General features: G+C 66.1%; 20 protein-coding genes and 3 pseudogenes. 11 read left to right on the forward strand and 12 right to left on the reverse strand.

Annotation, left to right across the window (positions count from 1 at the left end; translation table 11 throughout):
- Positions 1-403: 403 nt before the first annotated feature.
- The 3 genes from ACGF7Y_RS06950 to ACGF7Y_RS06960 all read left to right on the forward strand — a co-directional run bounded on the left by ACGF7Y_RS06950 (position 404) and on the right by ACGF7Y_RS06960 (position 1,958).
- Positions 404-958 (forward strand): DUF4062 domain-containing protein, encoded by a 555-nt coding sequence (locus ACGF7Y_RS06950; RefSeq protein WP_393230145.1) that lies wholly within the window; start codon positions 404-406, stop codon positions 956-958.
- A gap of 155 nt (positions 959-1,113) precedes the next feature.
- Complete coding sequence (locus ACGF7Y_RS06955) at positions 1,114-1,377, forward strand: hypothetical protein (protein WP_393230148.1); 264 nt, start codon at positions 1,114-1,116, stop codon at positions 1,375-1,377.
- A gap of 146 nt (positions 1,378-1,523) precedes the next feature.
- Positions 1,524-1,958: a GH-E family nuclease gene (locus tag ACGF7Y_RS06960; protein WP_393230151.1), complete on the forward strand. Its 435-nt coding sequence runs from the start codon at positions 1,524-1,526 to the stop codon at positions 1,956-1,958.
- Between the two features lie 269 nt (positions 1,959-2,227).
- On the opposite strand, the gene ACGF7Y_RS06965 is transcribed toward ACGF7Y_RS06960, so the two are convergent.
- Positions 2,228-2,539, reverse strand: coding sequence for an EthD family reductase (locus ACGF7Y_RS06965; protein ID WP_393230154.1), 312 nt, complete (start codon positions 2,537-2,539; stop codon positions 2,228-2,230).
- A 149-nt stretch (positions 2,540-2,688) separates the two neighbouring features.
- Here ACGF7Y_RS06965 and ACGF7Y_RS06970 point away from each other — a divergent pair, with 149 nt between their 5' ends.
- Complete coding sequence (locus ACGF7Y_RS06970) at positions 2,689-3,591, forward strand: LysR substrate-binding domain-containing protein (protein ID WP_393230156.1); 903 nt, start codon at positions 2,689-2,691, stop codon at positions 3,589-3,591.
- A gap of 483 nt (positions 3,592-4,074) precedes the next feature.
- Here ACGF7Y_RS06970 and ACGF7Y_RS06975 read toward each other — a convergent pair whose 3' ends face one another.
- The 3 genes and pseudogenes from ACGF7Y_RS06975 to ACGF7Y_RS06985 form a co-directional block, all read right to left on the reverse strand.
- Positions 4,075-4,278: a cold-shock protein gene (locus ACGF7Y_RS06975; protein ID WP_393230159.1), complete on the reverse strand. Its 204-nt coding sequence runs from the start codon at positions 4,276-4,278 to the stop codon at positions 4,075-4,077.
- A 60-nt stretch (positions 4,279-4,338) separates the two neighbouring features.
- The gene (locus ACGF7Y_RS06980) at positions 4,339-4,470 is read right to left on the reverse strand and encodes a helix-turn-helix domain-containing protein (RefSeq protein ID WP_393230162.1); all 132 of its coding nucleotides are present in this window, start codon (positions 4,468-4,470) and stop codon (positions 4,339-4,341) included.
- Positions 4,471-4,513: 43 nt separating this feature from the next.
- Positions 4,514-4,732, reverse strand: a pseudogene (locus tag ACGF7Y_RS06985) (recombinase family protein); the annotation flags it as partial.
- A gap of 284 nt (positions 4,733-5,016) precedes the next feature.
- Here ACGF7Y_RS06985 and ACGF7Y_RS06990 point away from each other — a divergent pair.
- Entirely contained in the window at positions 5,017-5,436 is a 420-nt protein-coding gene (locus ACGF7Y_RS06990) for an ATP-binding protein (RefSeq protein ID WP_393230163.1), read from the forward strand.
- Between the two features lie 4 nt (positions 5,437-5,440).
- Here ACGF7Y_RS06990 and ACGF7Y_RS06995 read toward each other — a convergent pair.
- Positions 5,441-5,791 (reverse strand): annotated as a pseudogene (locus tag ACGF7Y_RS06995) (MerR family transcriptional regulator).
- 423 nt (positions 5,792-6,214) lie between these two features.
- On the opposite strand from ACGF7Y_RS06995, the gene ACGF7Y_RS07000 reads away from it, so the two are divergent.
- The 4 genes and pseudogenes from ACGF7Y_RS07000 to ACGF7Y_RS07015 all read left to right on the forward strand — a co-directional run bounded on the left by ACGF7Y_RS07000 (position 6,215) and on the right by ACGF7Y_RS07015 (position 7,813).
- Entirely contained in the window at positions 6,215-6,349 is a 135-nt protein-coding gene (locus ACGF7Y_RS07000) for a hypothetical protein (protein ID WP_393230164.1), read from the forward strand.
- A gap of 121 nt (positions 6,350-6,470) precedes the next feature.
- On the forward strand, positions 6,471-6,635 hold the full coding sequence (locus ACGF7Y_RS07005; protein ID WP_393230165.1) for a hypothetical protein: 165 nt from the start codon (positions 6,471-6,473) through the stop codon (positions 6,633-6,635).
- Positions 6,560-6,869: pseudogene (locus tag ACGF7Y_RS07010) on the forward strand (nucleotide disphospho-sugar-binding domain-containing protein); the annotation flags it as partial. The gene ACGF7Y_RS07005 and the pseudogene ACGF7Y_RS07010, both read left to right, overlap by 76 nt.
- Positions 6,870-6,973: 104 nt before the next feature.
- Positions 6,974-7,813 (forward strand): LLM class flavin-dependent oxidoreductase, encoded by an 840-nt coding sequence (locus ACGF7Y_RS07015; RefSeq protein WP_393230167.1) that lies wholly within the window; start codon positions 6,974-6,976, stop codon positions 7,811-7,813.
- Between the two features lie 126 nt (positions 7,814-7,939).
- Here ACGF7Y_RS07015 and ACGF7Y_RS07020 read toward each other — a convergent pair whose 3' ends face one another.
- Both ACGF7Y_RS07020 and ACGF7Y_RS07025 read right to left on the reverse strand, forming a co-directional pair.
- Positions 7,940-8,233 (reverse strand): hypothetical protein, encoded by a 294-nt coding sequence (locus ACGF7Y_RS07020; protein WP_393230170.1) that lies wholly within the window; start codon positions 8,231-8,233, stop codon positions 7,940-7,942.
- 42 nt (positions 8,234-8,275) lie between these two features.
- The gene (locus tag ACGF7Y_RS07025; protein ID WP_393230172.1) at positions 8,276-8,527 is read right to left on the reverse strand and encodes a WGxxGxxG family protein; all 252 of its coding nucleotides are present in this window, start codon (positions 8,525-8,527) and stop codon (positions 8,276-8,278) included.
- Between the two features lie 822 nt (positions 8,528-9,349).
- On the opposite strand from ACGF7Y_RS07025, the gene ACGF7Y_RS07030 reads away from it, so the two are divergent.
- Positions 9,350-9,685, forward strand: a complete 336-nt coding sequence (locus tag ACGF7Y_RS07030) for a hypothetical protein (protein WP_393230174.1) — start codon at positions 9,350-9,352, stop codon at positions 9,683-9,685.
- Here ACGF7Y_RS07030 and ACGF7Y_RS07035 read toward each other — a convergent pair.
- A complete protein-coding gene (locus tag ACGF7Y_RS07035) occupies positions 9,661-11,106 on the reverse strand; it encodes an MFS transporter (protein WP_393230177.1) in 1,446 nt (481 codons plus the stop codon). The two genes, ACGF7Y_RS07030 and ACGF7Y_RS07035, sit on opposite strands and share 25 nt — an antisense overlap.
- Before the next feature lie 44 nt (positions 11,107-11,150).
- Between ACGF7Y_RS07035 and ACGF7Y_RS07040 the strand changes: the two genes are divergently transcribed.
- The gene (locus ACGF7Y_RS07040; RefSeq protein ID WP_393231010.1) at positions 11,151-11,636 is read left to right on the forward strand and encodes a DUF2199 domain-containing protein; all 486 of its coding nucleotides are present in this window, start codon (positions 11,151-11,153) and stop codon (positions 11,634-11,636) included.
- Positions 11,637-11,812: 176 nt separating this feature from the next.
- On the opposite strand, the gene ACGF7Y_RS07045 is transcribed toward ACGF7Y_RS07040, so the two are convergent.
- The 4 genes from ACGF7Y_RS07045 to ACGF7Y_RS07060 all read right to left on the reverse strand — a co-directional run bounded on the left by ACGF7Y_RS07045 (position 11,813) and on the right by ACGF7Y_RS07060 (position 16,641).
- On the reverse strand, positions 11,813-14,227 hold the full coding sequence (locus tag ACGF7Y_RS07045) for a hypothetical protein (protein WP_393230180.1): 2,415 nt from the start codon (positions 14,225-14,227) through the stop codon (positions 11,813-11,815).
- A complete protein-coding gene (locus tag ACGF7Y_RS07050) occupies positions 14,228-14,731 on the reverse strand; it encodes a hypothetical protein (RefSeq protein WP_393230183.1) in 504 nt (167 codons plus the stop codon). It lies immediately after the preceding gene.
- A 482-nt stretch (positions 14,732-15,213) separates the two neighbouring features.
- Positions 15,214-15,594, reverse strand: coding sequence for a peptidase inhibitor family I36 protein (locus ACGF7Y_RS07055; protein WP_393230185.1), 381 nt, complete (start codon positions 15,592-15,594; stop codon positions 15,214-15,216).
- Between the two features lie 147 nt (positions 15,595-15,741).
- A complete protein-coding gene (locus tag ACGF7Y_RS07060; RefSeq protein WP_393230188.1) occupies positions 15,742-16,641 on the reverse strand; it encodes an AraC family transcriptional regulator in 900 nt (299 codons plus the stop codon).
- Positions 16,642-16,698: the final 57 nt, after the last annotated feature.

Raw genomic sequence — 16,698 nt, forward strand, 5'->3', positions numbered from 1 at the left:
GACTCGGCAAACCCGACCGCCAGCATCACGAAAATTGGGCCTGATCCCGAAACTTGCACCCGAAGTGCCCTTCTGAACTGGACCGATCATTGCCTCGACAACAGTGATCATCCCAGCTCGAAGGGCACTTTCTCATTCACGGCACACCGACGGGCGCGCGCCCGTCGGTGGATCGAGGCTTAAGCGGCCAACGGAATACCCACGAGATCCCGGACTCCGACGAACGTCGCTTGATCGACGACAACATCTTCTCCGAACGGTGCTGGCCAACGCGTTTTCCATTACATCGCTGGCGAATTCGGCACAATCTGAGTTATCGGTCGTTCGGGGGACGTGGGCGTGATCCGGCAATTACGATCAGCTGTGGTGGTTGGGGCGAACGATATCCTGAGGTGGTTGACCCTTGGCGCTGATCCCGATCTTCATCTCATCGACCTTCCAGGACTTTCATCGTGAGCGCGACGAACTGGTCGCCACGGTGCTGCCGATGCTCAACGACCGAGCCGTCGAGTTCGGTTGTCGGGTAGAGATCGCCGACCTGCGGTGGGGGGTGACAGTCGAGGACGCCGACGTGGAGACGCGACAGAACAGAGTGCTGCAGGTGTGCCTGAGCGAGATCGAGCGGACGCGCCCGTTGTTCGTCGGCCTGCTCGGTGACCGGTTCGGTTGGGTGCCGGAACCGCATCGGCTGCGGCTCGCCGCGCAGGAGGCGCGGATCACCGATTATGACCCGGAGTGGTCGGTGACCGCGCTCGAATTCGAGTTCGGTGCGCTTCGCGGTCCCGATTCGGTATCCGGCGCGCGACGGTGGCGGGATCGAAGCGCCGGACTTACCAACTGCCCCGCCCGCCCCGATAGAGGCAATCGCCGGCCGTTTTCGAACAGCCGCCGTGGTCGCGATACCGCGATGTCCACATCACGGCTGTCGGCACGCTTTTCCTACTTCTCCTCCAAGTAAACCCTGGTCTTCGAACAGGACGAGAACTTCGAGCGACGTCACACCGAGGCGGGCGGCGACCGGGCGCGGGCAAGCCTCTCGTTCCCGCGCCGCGTCGCGAGATCCACGCCATCGTGCGGCACTGCGCATCCGAGGAGGCGGCCCCGATCTGGCACATGATCGATCGGACGCCCGTCCTGCGGGGCTACGAGGAGTCGATGCTGTTGTCCTACGCGGAGACCCTGACGGTGGCGGTCATCACCGCCCACGAACTGCCGCCCGGCGCCATGTCCTCCCGGGTGATTGCGAGGTTCGTGATCGATGCCAACTCGCTGACCCGGCGTGCCGATGATCCGGACGCTCTGGTGGACAAGACCTTCCGCATGATCGAAGCGGCTTTGGACGGTCACCGGAGCGGGCGAAACAGTTCGGCGCTTTGATCTTTTCGAGTCCCCTCCGGGTCTGGCGCCAGGCGCCGATCCCGCCGAAAGCACGCCGAATGATGTTGTGGCGCAAGTATCATCAGCAGTTGGCGGGAACGCGCGCACCCACCCCCCTCCACATACTCTTCAGAAGGGGCGGGCCGATGAAGGCTAGCTACCAAAATCAGATCGCGCTGCCCGACGACATCTCGTTCGATGTCACCTGGGTTCCGGACGCCGCGGTCGTGCAGGCCACCGTGGACGCCTACGTCAACGGACTGGCGAAGCCGACCTGGTACACCGATCCCGGTCAGCTGCGCGTCACCCGGGACACCCGGATCTGTATGCTCAACAATCGCGAATTCCGGGCGATGGCCGATCCGTGGAATACACACCGGCAGTTGCGGATCTTCCAGTGCGAGACCTGCGGCAACGGGTGCACCGAGAGCGGCATCGAACTGGGCCACATCCAGAAATGGCGGGATCACCTCAAGACCGCGGCCGTGACCACCCCCGCCGAAGCCAAGGCGGCATACAACAACCTGGTCAACCTGCGGCTGGAATGCCGATCCTGCAACGCCAGCCACGATTGGGAGTAGATCGAATCACGGCCGGGAGTTCGGTGACCTCGACAGGTCATTGCTCGGCCGTTCGACCTGGTGGAGTGGTGATTCCACGGGCGAGTTCGGTCGCAGCGATACATGACCGCAGCTGACGAGGTACGCGCAGGCGAAGATCTCTACCGACGGACCCGCAACCAGATGCCGGGGCTGTGGGCCGGTAGGTATCGGCGAAACCGTTGCCCGATGGGGGATCGAGCTATCAGTTCCTGGCCGCCCGAACGCCTTCCGGAGCGTACCGTCCTGCCTCAGTCGGTGCCGTCCTGCACCGGATAGTGGATGATGACGGCACCGCCGGTGGCGTAGTTGGCGACATCGGCGGCCGCCCGCTGGCCTTGCGGCGACGCCTGCGCGGCGGCCATGGCGTCGGCGTCAGCGTAGTCGGCTTCGAAGACCGCGAAATACGGCGCTTCTCCGTTGGTCGCCGCCACGTCGAAGCTGTAGCGCCACGCGAGCAGGCCGGGAATCTTCTCGACCAGTGGAAGGTGGTTGGTCACGTAGTAGTCGCGGAAGTGGTCAGGGTCGGCGGGCTTGGGATACAGGACCAATAACTTATGCATGACTGCCTCCTGCATCGCTAGGTGCGGGATATCGGGACGCGGTCAGTTGAATCGTCATATGCGCAGGTTAGGGCTCGATGTGCGGTCGAGGGAAAGACCGGTACGCGATAGACTCAGAACGGATCGTTATCAATCGACAGGGAGGGCACGTGGCGCCGGATACGGTGAGCCTGCGGTACTTCCTGGTGCTGGCGCAGGAGTTGAACTTCACCCGCGCCGCCGCACGGATCGGTATCGCACAGCCCGCACTCAGCGCCCGGATGCGCCGATTGGAGGCGGAACTCGGTACGGCCCTGCTGGTTCGCAACACGCGTAGCGTCGTATTGACCACGGCCGGTGCGGCTTTGGCGGAGTCCGCGCCGCCCGCGCTGGCGGCGCTGGACCGGGCATGGGACAATGCCCGGAGCGCGGGTGCCGGTGAACTGGGCACGCTGCGTATCGGATACAGCCTCAGCGCCGGGGCCGAGACGGCACCGGCGCTGGTGGACAGGCTCATTCGCAGCAGCTCGGGACTCGAGGTCGGCGCGGTCCCGATGGCGACACCGGAGATCTCCCCCGCGGTCGCCGACGGCCGCATCGATGCGGGGATCACCCGCGGTGAACAGCCGGGGCGTGGCGTGCGCCGGTTCCTGCTGCGGCGTCAGCGCGTCGGAGTCCAGCTGGCGCAGCATCATCCGCTGGCCGAACACTCGGAGATCGAGATCGCCGACGCGGCCGCGTATCCGCTGCGACTCCCCGACCGTACGGCAAACCCCGTGATCCACGATCAGCTGTCCGCACTGTTCCGCGACACCCGGCTGAACCCCCGATTCCACACGCCCGCAGTCTCTTTCGACATGTCTCAGCGCGACCTACACGACGGGCTCACCCTCGCCCCGGCCGGTGAAGCCGCGGTCACGACACAAACGACCGGTCTCACCTGGCGACCGCTGCGGGGCGCGTCCAGCCTGACGATCTACCTGGTGCTGCCACGCGAGCAGTCGCCGCTACACCGCCGCATCCGTGCCGTCGCCAAAACCCTGGCGCACGAGCTGCACTGGCTGCCGGACTGACGCGCAAGAGGTCAAGCGAGACGGACGCCTGCGGTGGCGAGGCCGAAGACCATACGCCCGGCGGACTTCGCGGTGATGACGACGACGGCGGTCTTGCCGAATGTCCGACACGACCTCGCTACACCGGCGGATCAGCATCCGATGATGGCCCCCATGGAGCGACATCCCGCGTCTCAGGGCGGGGGTGTCGGGATTTCAGCCTTCAAGGGGATACGCGGCCGGTCCGATTGGCCGGCGCTGCGAGATGTGTTCATACCGGGAGAACACGAACTCCTCCATGTCGATCGGTAGCGCCCCCCATCCGCGGTGATACTGCCCGAATACCGCACTTCCAACAGTAGCGAACTGCTTTGGGAGGCCACCTCGCGCTGAGTGAAACCGCTTGTCACATTGACTACGACCGATACGACCCCGCTGACGTGGTCCCTGCTGTAGGAGCTGATCGGTTCCGGAGTCCAGTGCGGCTCGAGACTGCTGGGGGTCCTACATCGGCCTGATGTTGGCGGCTTGCCTGCCCCTGGGGCCAACTGCGGTTTCGAACGAGACCTTCTCGTTCTCTTGCAGCGTTTTGAAGCCACCGGCCTGGATCTCGCTGAAATGGGCGTACAGGTCATCACCACCAGCGTCGGGTGTGATGTATCCGTAGCCCTTCTGGTCGTCGAACCACTTCACCGTGCCGGTCTCCATAGCCTCTCCCTGGGATGTCGACAAGACTCAACGGCCGGACTCGCACAACGAACTGCCTGATCACACTACAGCCGACCCGTCCTGTCCTACGGTTACCACGGGCTGGCCGGACGCGGCGCCGGTGCTGAGCTCGGGCAGGTACTTGTAGATCGTGGAGCGGGAGACTCCCAGCAGCCGCGCGACCGAGGACACCGTTTCTTCCGGGCGGGTGAGGATGGCGCGGGAGGCACGCCCACAACTCTTCGCGCTCGGCGTCCTTGCCCGACTTCTTGTCGGTGAAGATCCGCTGGCATCCCGCCGCGGTCAGCGCATGAATCCGACGGTCCAGGTTCTGGTCCTTGGTGAAGACGCGGCGGTAGCCGATGAGCGCACCGCCCCCGCCGATCGGATCGAGCGCGTCGCCGTCGAGGGCCAGCGGTGCGGGGATGTCGAGATCTCGCGTCGGCGTGGCCATGCCGCGAACTGTAGGAGAAAGGGCCGACAAGAATTGTTGGACACCACTACTTTTCGACACGTTTTATCGACACATGGCGGATTCGGGCGACCTGCGCTTCCGGACCACACTGCGTCGAGCGGCCGGGGTGTCAGAGAACCGAACGATTTTCCACACCTCATGATGCTGCTGGTGAGTGTGGTGGGGGCGGTGGTTTCCGCGGGGGTGTGGTGGGGGTATGTCCTCGCCGAGTAGTGCTGTCCGTGTGGAGGCCGGTACTGGGCGAGTGGAAGGAGGGGTGCAGGGTGGGCGTTTCGACACTGGTTCCGGCGCGTACCGATGAACGTGTGGACGGCGTTGTTGTGGAGTTGGATCTCGAGGCCGTCTCGTTGGGGCAGGTACGGGCCGCGGTGCGGCGCCTGCTCGAGCATGCCACTGGTATCGGCGTCGAGGACGCGGTGCAGGTGTGTGACGAGTTGGCCAGCAACGCTGTCGTGCATGCCCGCGCCCCTCGCGGGTGCCGGTTGATCGTGGCCGGTCGCGGCTGGTTTCGGGTGGAGGTCGACGACGGCTCACGCGCGCCGGCACGCATCCGCCGCCCTGATCACACCGGCGGTCGCGGGTTGATCCTGGTCGATGAGCTGGCCACCTGCTGGGGTGTGAACTACCACGGGGGCGGCAAAACGGTGTGGGCCGAACTCGGCGCCCGCCGCGGCGGCGGGTAGGGGTTCAGCTGCTGGGGTCCGGTGCGGGTAGATCTTGGCGGGAGAGTTGGGCGTTGAGTTCGAGGGCTTCGGTGAGCTGGTCTTCCAGGACGATGATCCGGCACGCCGCCTCCAGCGGTGTGCCGCCGGAGTCGATGAGTGCGCGGCGCGGGCGGCGATAGGCAGCTGGTAGCGGGAGTAGCGGCGGTGCCCGCCCGGTGAGCGCTGCGGTGTCAGCAGTTCAGCGGCGTCGAGACCGCGCAGGAAGGCGGGGGTGACGCCGAGGATTTCCCGCGGCCCTGCCCCTGCTGTAGGCGGGATAGTCCTCGTCATCGAGCCGGTCCGCGGCAGCACTGGAAGCGTCGTTGGGATCTATGGGGTCGGTGGGGTCTTGTTCGGTTGCTGCACAACACCTCTGGGTCAACGCCGACGGGCCCCGGCGCACAGTGCGCCAGGGCCCGGGATCGAGGGGTTTGATATCAATTCCAATCGCCGACCCGCAGAGCCGACGTCGTAGGCAACTGCTTCAGCGACCACCTCCCGGATCGACGAATCTGCCTGCGGTAATTTCGTCGTCCCCTCCGGCGGCCCGGCCGACTGCACCGGATTCTCTTCTCCGCCGGAGGGGACGGTAGTTCTTGCTTTCCGGGCAGTTCACCTGCCCCGGCCAACCAGACTCTTCATCTCCAACGACAGTGACTGTATACCGTCCTTCACAGGATGTCTACATCATGGAGTGCAGTTTTTCTCCATGGTGGGTGCGGTGTTCTTCACGCCGGAATCCGGTAGAGGTGGGGATGTGGACATCCAACGAGCCTCGACACCAGACGAAGCCGATCGGTTCGCGTTCGACGCCGGCCGCACGGTGATCGAGCAAGCCAAAGGCATGCTGAACCGGATCCTGGCCGGACGGCCCCCGCAGCCCTACCGGTGAGACGCAGCTCGAATTGTACTGGCGTGGCTTGTGCCCAGCCATGCGCTCACCCCGCCTGCGGGCATGACGAGGGTCGTCCAGGACGCCGGCAAGAGGGGCATGGAATGGCTACGAACAGGAGGTGGCAGCACAACTCCGGCAACTGCCGGGCGCCGACGCCTACCGGGCGAAGTTCGCGCAGTGGCTTGCTGACTGCGGCGCGGCCCCCACCAGCGTGCGATCCTGGAGCAGGCGGACGCCTTCGTCACCCACGCCGGTATGGGCGGGTGCGGGGAAGGGCTGCTGACCGGTGTCCCGATGATCGCCGTGCCGCCAGCCGCCGAGTTAGTTCATGAACGCGGACCGGCTCGCCGAACTGGGTGTGGCCCGCCGCGTCGACACCCAGGAAGCCACCACCCAGAACCTACGGGAGGCTCTGAACGACCTGGTCACCGATCCGGAAGTGGCGCGCCGCTCAGCGCAGCTGCGCGCCGCCGCCGGAGCCGAAGGTGGCACCATGAGGGCCGCCGACCTCATCGAATACCTCTCGGTTTCCCGGTCGAGTACTGGGATTCCCCGGCGCGGCAGCGTTGTCCGCGAGAGTCCTGTTCGGAATCGGCCATCGGCCTGGATAACCTGACAGGCGTGCAACTCGGTGTGAATGTGCCCAACTTCGGTCCAGGCGCGACCCCCGATCGGCTGCTCGCTTGGGCTCGTACGGTCGAAGGTCTCGGCTACGACCTGCTGTTGACGTCGGATCATGTCACAATCACCCCCGACGTGGCTGCGCAGTATCCGGCGCCGTTCTACGAACCGTTCACCATGCTCAGCTGGCTGGCCGGCCAGACCGGCACGATCAAGCTCGGCACCACCGTGCTGATCGCACCGTACCGGCATCCGCTGTTGGTCGCCCGGATGGCGGCGAACCTGCACCAGCTCAGCAGGGGCCGGTTCGTGCTGGGCGTCGGGGTCGGCTGGGCGCAGCAGGAGTTCGATGCCCTTGGGCTGGACTTCCGCCGCCGCGGCAAACAGACCGACGAGCTGCTGGACGTCCTCACCGCCGCCTGGCGGAACACCGACGATTACGGGGCCTGCGACATCCCGATATGGGTCGGCGGCCTCACCGACACCGCCCAGCGCCGCGCGATCCGGTACGGCGCAGCCTGGCACCCCCTGCGTCAGTCGATGCCGTGGATGCGCGACGCCGTCGAGCGTCTCCGGCGGACCGCCGACGAGCAAGGCCGACCGGTCCCGGGCTTCGTGCCGCGCATCATGCTCCGGCACACCTGTGAGCCGCTGCCGGACGAGACCCGCCGCGCCGGCGAAGGAACGATCGACCAGATCCTCGCCGACCTCGCCGAGCTACGCCTACTCGGCGCGCACACCATCGTGCTCGACCCGTTCGCCGGCGACCCGGCCGAGACCGAACACCCCGAGATCGCCTGGCATGCGCTGGCCGCAGTCCGGGCAGAAATGGAGAATTGAACGATCGGCGGCGATGACGTTGCGCAAGCGATCGAGGCGGCGCGGCGCGCCTCCCCCGTCGCGGTGGTGTTGGAAGCTGTACGAGTCGGCGCCCTCCGAGGACATATCGATGTGGTGTCGAAGCCCTCAGAGAACCCGCCGGAGCGGCGACCAGCACGATCCGGGCGTCCGCGTCGGCCATGCGTTCGGCGAATCGTTGCGGCCAGCCCCACAGCCATGGCGCGTAGCCTTCGGGAATATGCAGTTGGGTGTGGCGGCAGCGATCGGCTCGTCGCCGACGTAGACGGTGAGCCGGTCCGGTTTCTCGGCGGCGAGCCGATCGGCCAGGGCCTCGCCCTCGGCGGGGTCGTTGCTCTTGATGTGGATCAGCAGCGACTGGGTGGGGAAGGCGCCGAGCGCGCTGGCAGGTAATCCGGCCAAGGACCCCTATCGCGTGATAGGGGTCCTTGGCTGATTACTGCCTCAGGGCTGGCGGGGGCGGGTTCCGGTGGTGGGGCTTGTGCGGTTGTCTTTGCGGCGAGCGAGGCCGGCGAGGCCGGCGAGGCCGAGGAGACCGAGTAGGCCCCACAGGCCGGTCTTGTCACTGTGGTCGTCGTCGACGCGGGTTTCTTGGGCTGTCTGTGTGGTCGCAGCAGCAGGGGTCGCTTCGACTATTCCGACTCCGCCGAATGTGAGGATCAGGGCTGTCAAGGGGATCGCGATGTTCTTGCGCATAGTGCATCACTCCCTTTCGCTAGTTGACCCCCCGGCGGTACCCGGCGGGAAAGATCGGAAACACGACATGATCGTTTCCGGGGCAGGCATGGAACAACAGGCCGATGAGTTCGCGGCGGAACATCTGATGCCGAGCACGTCATCAAGCGTGAGCTGACCGCGACGGCGCTCGAGCCCGCTCGACTGATCGACCTCAAAGCGGTGTGGGGAGTGTCGATGCAGGCACGCTACGAACGGGCATACCGATTCGGGCGCGTTACCAGCGACGAACGGCAGCGGTTCTACAAGGGCTTGAACGCACGCTGGAAGACCAACGAACCACGCACCTGAGACCGTTCCGGACAATCGAGACGTGCTCGAGCGGTGGGCCCGGGGCGCCACTGGCCCGAAAACGTGAATTTCTGTGAGAACCGCTCGACTCCGGGCCCGGCCGCGGAACGAGAAAACCCCTCCGAACCAGGTCGGAAGGGGTTTTCGTTGTCGGTCTGACAGGAAGGGGGCGCTCTCGGCACGCGTCAACGCGGTGATGGTGGGGATGTACGAGGACACCACACGGTCCATGACGCTGTTGCCGCCACTACCATCGAATTCCACACCTGCGGCGTGTAGAGGAAGAACGCTTAGTGGACCGGTGGGACACCACCACAGGCGTGGTGCGTCGGCAGCCGATTCGGCGCTGTCGTGCCCCAGCGCGGACAGGATCGGTTCGGCTGTCAGGAGCGCGCGGGTGCCGGCCGCGCGGTCGTATATGCGCCGCATCGTCTTCTCCATCTCGTCGAAATCTGGATCGCAGCGCAGAAGATCGTTCGGACTGCACGGTAGATGCAGCAGGTCCGGGCCGCACTCGACCATGCGGTCGAGTTGACGGGCTACGGTTCGGGCCGTGGTGGCCCCGGACTCGGCGGTGTTGAGGTACCGCGCATTCGGTCTCACCTGTCGCAGCACGGCCGCGACCCGATCGGCCCAACCCTTGTTTTGTACCCGGGTGTGGGGTCGCCGACGCCGGCGGACAAGCTGTTGCCGATGACGTCGAATCGCCGCCGCGGAGCATCGAAAAGCAATGCCGCGGCGGTTGTTTCGGAGAGGCGGAGCGGATCGGATTCTTCGGTCATCTCAGGTATCGGCATGGTCGTCTACTTCGGTTCCGATTGCGACTGACGTGTGCGGGGCGTGATGCCGAATGCTGTTGCCGCACCGGCGGCGGCGACGAGGGCGACGAACAACCAGCCGTGCCGGAACGCGGTCAGCATCGCGTCGTCGTCGGCGTCGAGCGATCCGAGGACGGCGACCAGCATGGCGACACCCAGCACATAGCCGAGCTGGCGAGCGGTGTTCACCACAGCACTGCCGGTGGCGGACTCCGCCGGCGGCAGATCGACGGCAGCGGTGGCGATCATGCTGGGCAGCGCGAGACCGATGCCGATGCCGGAGATCACCCACCCCGGTAAGACGTCGGTGGCGTACCCCACGGGCGTGGAGGCAGTGACCAGCACGAGCACCACGCCACCGGCAAACAGCAGATTCCCCAGGGCTACAACGGCACCCACCGGAATCCGCCGGATCAAGCGCTGGCTGACAGCGGCGAAGATCGGCACCATGAGCGGGCCCGGGACGATGGCGAGTCCGGTTTCGATGGTGCTGAAATGTGCCCTATTCTCCAGCCACAGAGCGATGCTGAGGAACCACGCCCCGAACGCAGTGCAGAACGCCAGCACGGTGACGTTGGCCCACACGAACGTCCGCACCCGGAACAAGGTCGGCGACACCACTGGATTCGGATGCCGCATCATCCGCACCACGAACGCGACCACGCCGACCGCCGCGACGGCCAGTGCGCCGCCCATCGCGGCACTGGTCCAGGGCCAGTCGCCGCTCTTCACCAGGCACAGCGACAGCGCCCCGATCGCCACGATCAGCAGCGCCACCCCGAGCAGGTCCGGCACCCGCGCCGGGATCCGCTGGTGCAGATTCGGTACCAGGTGCATGGCCGCCAACCCGGCGACCACTCCCACCGGGAGATTGATCAGAAACACCCAGCGCCACGAAGCCTCGGCCAACGCCCCGCCCACCACCGGGCCGAACGCCGCAGCGGCCGAACTCGTTGTGGCCCAGATCTTCACCGTGCCCGGCACCCGCGCCGGCGGCAGCACGGTGAGAATCAACCCCAGGCCGGCCGGGGTCAGCGCGGCGGCGCCGACCGCCTGCAGGACCCGGAACGCCACCAGCGCCCACAGCGACGGAGCCACCGCACAGGCCAGGCTCGCCACCGTGAAAAGGCCGAGGCCGACCAGGAATCCGGCCTTGCGCCCGAACCGGTCCGCGAAGCGCCCCGCCGGAATCAGCAGTGCCGCATAGACGATCGCGTATCCATTGAGCACCCAGCTCACATCCGCCAGCGAGGAACCTCGATAGGACTCACCGATCTTCGTGAACGCGACGTTCACCACGAAGACATCGAGCATGGCCATGAACGCCGCTGCGCACAGCACCCACACGATCGCCGTCGAATGGTCCCGGCCCGACCGTAAGGTGGTCGTCTCGTCCGTGGTCACGGTCCGCTCGGCTGCTACGCCGTCCATCAGGTATCCCTTCTCGTCAGCACCGCGCTCGGCACCATGCGCCGATCAATACCGATGCGCTCAAAGAATACGGTCGACCGTATGTACATGGCAACCGGTTCTCATGCCGATGGGCGTGCAGACGATCTGCGGCAGTAGGCTGGCGCGGTGATGGTCGGCTCGAAGTTCTCCTCTCCTCCTGTGCCGAATTGCACGACGGGCCTCCCCTCAACTACGGCACCCTCGCGCCCGTCTACTGGAACGCCGACTTCGCGGATCAGCAGGGCAGCGTGCTGGGGGAAGAACAATGCGTGATCGCCGGGGAGCACTTCTTCGTGCGGGCGCGTCTGGTGCTTCCGATCACAGATACCGATGGTGAGTTCGACTGGGGTGTCTGGGTATCGCTGAGCGAGGCCAGCTTCCACCGCATGTCAGCGGTGTGGGACAACCCCGAGAGGGTCGAGGAGCCGCCATATTTCGGGTGGTTGTCCACAGCGCTTCCCCTGTATGAGCCGACCACGGTGAACCTCGAGACCAAACTGCACATTTAGCCTCTCGGCGATCGCCCACTAGTGGAGTTGGAGCCCACCGATCATTCGCTCGCCGTTGAACAGCGAGCGGGGATCACTATGGCCCGAGTTCAGTGGTTTGCCGAGCAACTCCTACACGCCGACCCACAGGGCGACTGAGCCGCAGACATCCGCTCATGCCGCCGCTACTCATGTCTCTACCCGTCGCGTGCGGTGTCGGCCGCATTCGTCTCCTTCGGGATCGTCCGCCACATGGGCGCTGGACGTGCGCCCTGCCGGTGCAGTTCCAGCAGGCGCGGCCGGGCACGGTCCCAGAACAGGCGGATGATCCTGCCTTGCGCCTCGGCTGCTCCGGTCACCGGGCGGGTCGATTCGGCGCTCGTCACCAGAAGCTCACTCAGCCGTTGCTTTCGCGCCTCCGAGGGCGGATGGGAACCGAGTTGACGAGCCTGCTCCTCGCCGGTCTCCAGCAGCGACAACGCGCGATCCATCACGTCCACCACATCGAAGTACAAGCCGACGCCCAGGAAGGCGCCTACCAAGTCGATGTTGTCGGCGTCGCCGAAACCGGCCGTCGCGAGAATGCCCAAGCTGATCTCGTCGGCCAGGAACTCTTGTTGCCAGGAGTAGGTGAGTGATTCGACATCGGGGACCGGCAGCATTTCCGCGCGCGGCGTCGCTTCATGGGCGTGCACCAGGAGGTGTGCGTACGCCCGCCCCAGGACGAAACGGAGGAGGAAATCACGCAGGTCCGCGGCGAAGTCGAGCTGACCACCCGGCAGCCCGCCGAGCGCACGGCCGACGACGCTGCCGGTCATGGCGTAAACGCTGACGATTTCGGCGAGGCGCGCGGCGAGCATCGGCTCGGCATCCATTCGCTCGGCCGCGGCGGACTCGTCGAAGGAGAAGCTGGTTCTACCGCTCGCATCGGTGCGCCGCTGCGGCAGGACCGACAGGACTGCTTCACCGAACTTGAACGCGAACAGCGACAGCTCGTCTTCGATGAGCATCAAGCAGGTGCCCCGAGCGTCCCAATGGCCCGGCACGGGTGCGAGCACCGCGTCGAGCCGACCCGTCCGGAGGTGGCCGACGAGTGGGCGGGGGAATTCGGCCACCTCGGCCTGCAACGCACTCTCGGTCCAGCCCAGCACCTCGGCGAACAGGTCGCCCACGTCCCGCGGATCGCGACCCAGATGCACTGTCGCCGCTCGCGGATCGTCGGCTCGCTCGACGCGGAGGAAGCGATCGAGTTCGGTTCCCAGAGCGGCTGGGTCGACCCGAGCGCGGGCGCCGAGCAAGGCATCGGTCCGCGCCAGCAGATTCCGGTAGTAGTGCGACGCGGCTTCGTCGGGGTGTAGCGACCCCGGATCGAGCGGGGGGTCGGGCGTAGGCGCTTCTTTCGGGATGGTTCGCCAGCTACGCGCCGGTCGCACGCCACGCTCGCGCAGGTCCAGCAGGCGCGGTCGCGTGCGTTCCCACAGCAGACGCACGACGTCCGACTGAATCTCGGCGTTCTTCAGCGCCGCCCGGAACCGTTCGGCCTTCTCGCGCTCATCCGTGCCGTCGACGCGAGCCAGCTGCTCGAGCGACTCCCGCATTCGTCGCCTGCGCAGATATGACGGTGGGTGCGAGCCCAGTTGGCGGACGTTCTCGTCGCCGGTTTCCAGCAGGGACACCGCTCGATCCATGACGTCAAGGGCGTCGAAGAACAGGCTGATGCCCAGAAAACTCAACTCGACCGGATATGCGTCGGTGCAGTTGATCGCCAGGCCCATGCCGATGAAGTCGGCTTCGAGCTCCTGCTTCCACGAGTAGGTCAGCGTGCTGACGTCGTCGATCGGCAGGACACCTCGGCTCGACGCCGTCTTGTGCAGATGGCCGAACAGGATGTGCCCGTATTCGTGGCCGATCACGAAGTTTTCCAGGGACTGTCCCAACATGTTCGCGAAGTTGAGGTAGCCCGGAGGCAGCATGGGATAGGACTCGGTCCGATCGAACCGGCCGGTCACGGCGTAACCGGTGACGGCGTCGACGAAACGAGCGAGGACATCCGGATCGGACTCGATCCGCTCGGTCACGCCGGACACGCCGAGCTGATAGTCGTGCAGATGTCCGTCGTGCACCGGGCCGCGCGGGATAGCCCAGGCGACTGCCGCGCTCAGCTTGTGCCAGAACTCCTCCATCTGGTCCTCGACGAGCACCAGGTAGGCATCCGAGCGTCCCGGTGTCAGCGTGCACACGGCATTGAGCTGTCCGGTTCGCAGCGGACGCACCAACGGGCGCCCGCCGACCCGGGGCAAGCCGTCCGGGAACATGGTCGGAATGGCCGCTTCGATCCTGTCCTGGATTCTGCTCAGCTGCTCGATTTTGATCTCGTCGCGGCCCGCGCGACCGCGCATGAACTGGGCGACCACCCGCTCCGCCTGCGCCCGTATCTCCGGGGTGACCCCGGGTGCTGCGTAGTCCCGCAGGATCCGTTCGAGGAGTTCCGTAGCCCTGGCCTCGAATTCGGCCAGGGCGGGGCCGGCGAGATCGCGGGGCTCGGGCTCCTCCAGTGCCGCCCGCAGCTGCTCGTAATACCGTTGTGCTGCTTGCTGGGCGTCACCGTGCACCTACGCGCCGCCCTCGGGAGCCGGATCGCCGTCAATCGTCTCGACCGCGATGTCCGCCGTCTCTATCGCGATGTCCGCGCCGAACCTCTCGGTCACCGTTCGAGTGACCTCCTCCGCGCTGCCGCCGCTGGAAAGCAACTGCGGCAGGGTGGACACCACCTTGCCGAACATGCCCTCCGGCTCCCTGACCTCCACGGTCACCTTGCCGTCGACGGTGACGATCACGACGGTGCCGTACACGACATCCGGGGTGCGGTAGAACGCCTTCGGTGCGCCCGGCCGCAGGTCGATCACCTGACCACCTTTGCGCTGCTCCAAGATGTGCAATACCGCACCGACGGCGGCCGTCGCACCGATCAGCAGCAGGGTCACGGTCGTGACCGGCTCGATTCCGCGGCGGGGGAGTTCCTGCGCCTCGACGCCGTGGGCCGCTGCCAACGCGCGTGCCGACGGCACCTCCCACGGGTCCAGTAAGACGGCCTGCGTCTGTGACGGCTCGTTCACCGAAATTCCCCCTGCGCGAAGACAATCGAGTCAGACCAACAGCGTGCCACAACCGCGCTGTCTCTGCCATGCCGTCGGGGGTTCTGCGGGCGGAGCGGCCGGAGCGGGGAGTTCGCCGCGTCGCGGTCGTTCGGGTTGCCGTCCGGACGAGTGCGGACGATCCTGAATGGTCACGGGCGGGATAGATAGCACAGCCCGTGCGACCTTCGGGTCCAGTTCACCCATCCGCCACGGTCTCGGTCGTCTATGGCACCGATGTCTGCGGGGCCGTGATCACCCGGTCTGTGTACCGCAAGCTCGATGACGCGGCCGTGACCATGAGTGCGGGATGGGGTCACTGCTACGGCGACAGGCCGTGCACTCGCACTGCGTACGGTCCGAATCCGGGCGTCGAATTGCCGCAGTGTCGAATCCGCTGACAGACAGTAAACCCTCCCGACTGCGTGCCGGGAGGGTTTATCGAGTATTGCAAATTGCAACCCTCAGTTGCAGACCCGCAGCGCATCGGCCTTGTTGTCACCGTCGGCGGGCACATTGCCCTTGCTGTTGTCGGGGACCGAGACGAGCAGTTGCCACTCCTGACCGGTCCAGTTGTAGACGCCGACCGTCTTTCCGGTGCGGTTCCAGTACGAGCTCAGACGATCTCCATTTCCTTCGTTGCCGATGTCGTGCAGCAGACAGTTGTTGTCGACCTGCACGAACATGCCGGTGCCGTTGCGGTGGTCGTAGCCGCAGAACAGTCCGCCCGGGCAGTCGTAGGCCGCCGACGCCGGCGTCGGCGCGAGGGCTGCGCCGTACCCGGCGACCGCGAGGGTGGCCGCCGCCGCAACGCTGAGACGGCGAAACAGTGTGAGTGAGAACATGATTGACCCTTCGAAGCCGATGGGGATCGAGTATCGATGCGGCGGAAATCCGCCGCACTCATGATGGGTGGACCGGGCCGCCCGCGACTATCCACCTCGCGCGAGTTCTGTCCGGGCTGCGCAGCAGGTTCGGCGCTGCGCGGCGGGTCAGGCGCGCAGCGTCACCGACGGCGGCACACCCCATCGCCGCCGGTACAGGGCCGAAAAACGGCCCAGATGCCAGAACCCCCAGTCCGCGGCCACTGCGGCGACCGTGGTCATGGTGGGGTCCGCGGCGGCCAGCGCCAAGTGCACGCCCACCAGCCGGGCTTCACGCAATCGCGCCGTCGGTGTGGTGTCGAGGTATCGGCGGAAACCCTCCTGCAGGCTCCGCACCGAAAGTCCTACTGCCTCTGCGATGTCGGTGACGGTGAGCATTTCGTGCGCATGGTCGGTAATGAGTTGTTCGGCCAGGCGGATGGGACGCGGCGTCGACTTTCCGGGGGCGCCGTCGAGCAGGAGCTCCGAGTAGCTGTTCGGCTGGGCCAGCAGGAATTGGGACATCATCAGCTGCTCGATCTGCGGCCGCAGCCGCGGATCCAGGAACAGGCCGGGGCCTTCGGCGTCGGTCTGCAGCATACGCAGCGATTCGAACCAGGTCCGGGCGGCCGGTGACCGCAATTGCATGGCGATGGCCATCCGCAGCGGACGATCCGGCGGCCGGCCCAGCATCCGCCGCAAATGGTCGTCCAACGCGGCACGGTCGTATCGGACGAGGAGTTGCCTGCTGCTCTCGTGCCAATTCATGTCCAGGGGCGCGTCCGGGTCCGGAACCGAGGCCACCGCCGGGTCGGAGGCGATATCCGCGGTCCCGTTGAGTACCCGGGCCCACCCGGCCAGCGGTATTTGAACCAGGCGGAAGGTTTCGATGGGTTCGGTTCGGATCCGAACCTGAACCCCGTAATGCTTGTAGACCAGGCCGACATCGCCATACCGGACGACATTGCAGCGGGCTTCCATGGTGGAGGCGCCCGGGTCGAGCCGGTGCTCACGCAGAATGCCACTCATCCCCGCCCGGGCTACCTCGGGGTCAACGGTGCGAAAATAGCGATGGCCCGACAGCGG

The organism is Nocardia sp. NPDC047654 (assembly GCF_043205035.1).
Classification (GTDB): Bacteria; Actinomycetota; Actinomycetes; order Mycobacteriales; family Mycobacteriaceae; genus Nocardia.

Excerpts from the sequence above, each read along its gene's own strand:
- ACGF7Y_RS06955 (WP_393230148.1), top strand. The coding sequence starts at position 1,114 with ATGATCGATCGGACGCCCGTCCTGCGGGGCTACGAGGAGTCGATGCTG.
- ACGF7Y_RS07055 (WP_393230185.1), bottom strand. The coding sequence starts at position 15,594 with ATGTTCTCACTCACACTGTTTCGCCGTCTCAGCGTTGCGGCGGCGGCC.
- ACGF7Y_RS07060 (WP_393230188.1), bottom strand. The coding sequence starts at position 16,641 with ATGAGTGGCATTCTGCGTGAGCACCGGCTCGACCCGGGCGCCTCCACC.
- ACGF7Y_RS06975 (WP_393230159.1), bottom strand. The coding sequence starts at position 4,278 with ATGGAGACCGGCACGGTGAAGTGGTTCGACGACCAGAAGGGCTACGGA.
- ACGF7Y_RS07030 (WP_393230174.1), top strand. The coding sequence starts at position 9,350 with ATGCAGCAGGTCCGGGCCGCACTCGACCATGCGGTCGAGTTGACGGGC.
- ACGF7Y_RS07035 (WP_393230177.1), bottom strand. The coding sequence starts at position 11,106 with ATGGACGGCGTAGCAGCCGAGCGGACCGTGACCACGGACGAGACGACC.
- ACGF7Y_RS07025 (WP_393230172.1), bottom strand. The coding sequence starts at position 8,527 with ATGCGCAAGAACATCGCGATCCCCTTGACAGCCCTGATCCTCACATTC.
- ACGF7Y_RS06965 (WP_393230154.1), bottom strand. The coding sequence starts at position 2,539 with ATGCATAAGTTATTGGTCCTGTATCCCAAGCCCGCCGACCCTGACCAC.
- ACGF7Y_RS06960 (WP_393230151.1), top strand. The coding sequence starts at position 1,524 with ATGAAGGCTAGCTACCAAAATCAGATCGCGCTGCCCGACGACATCTCG.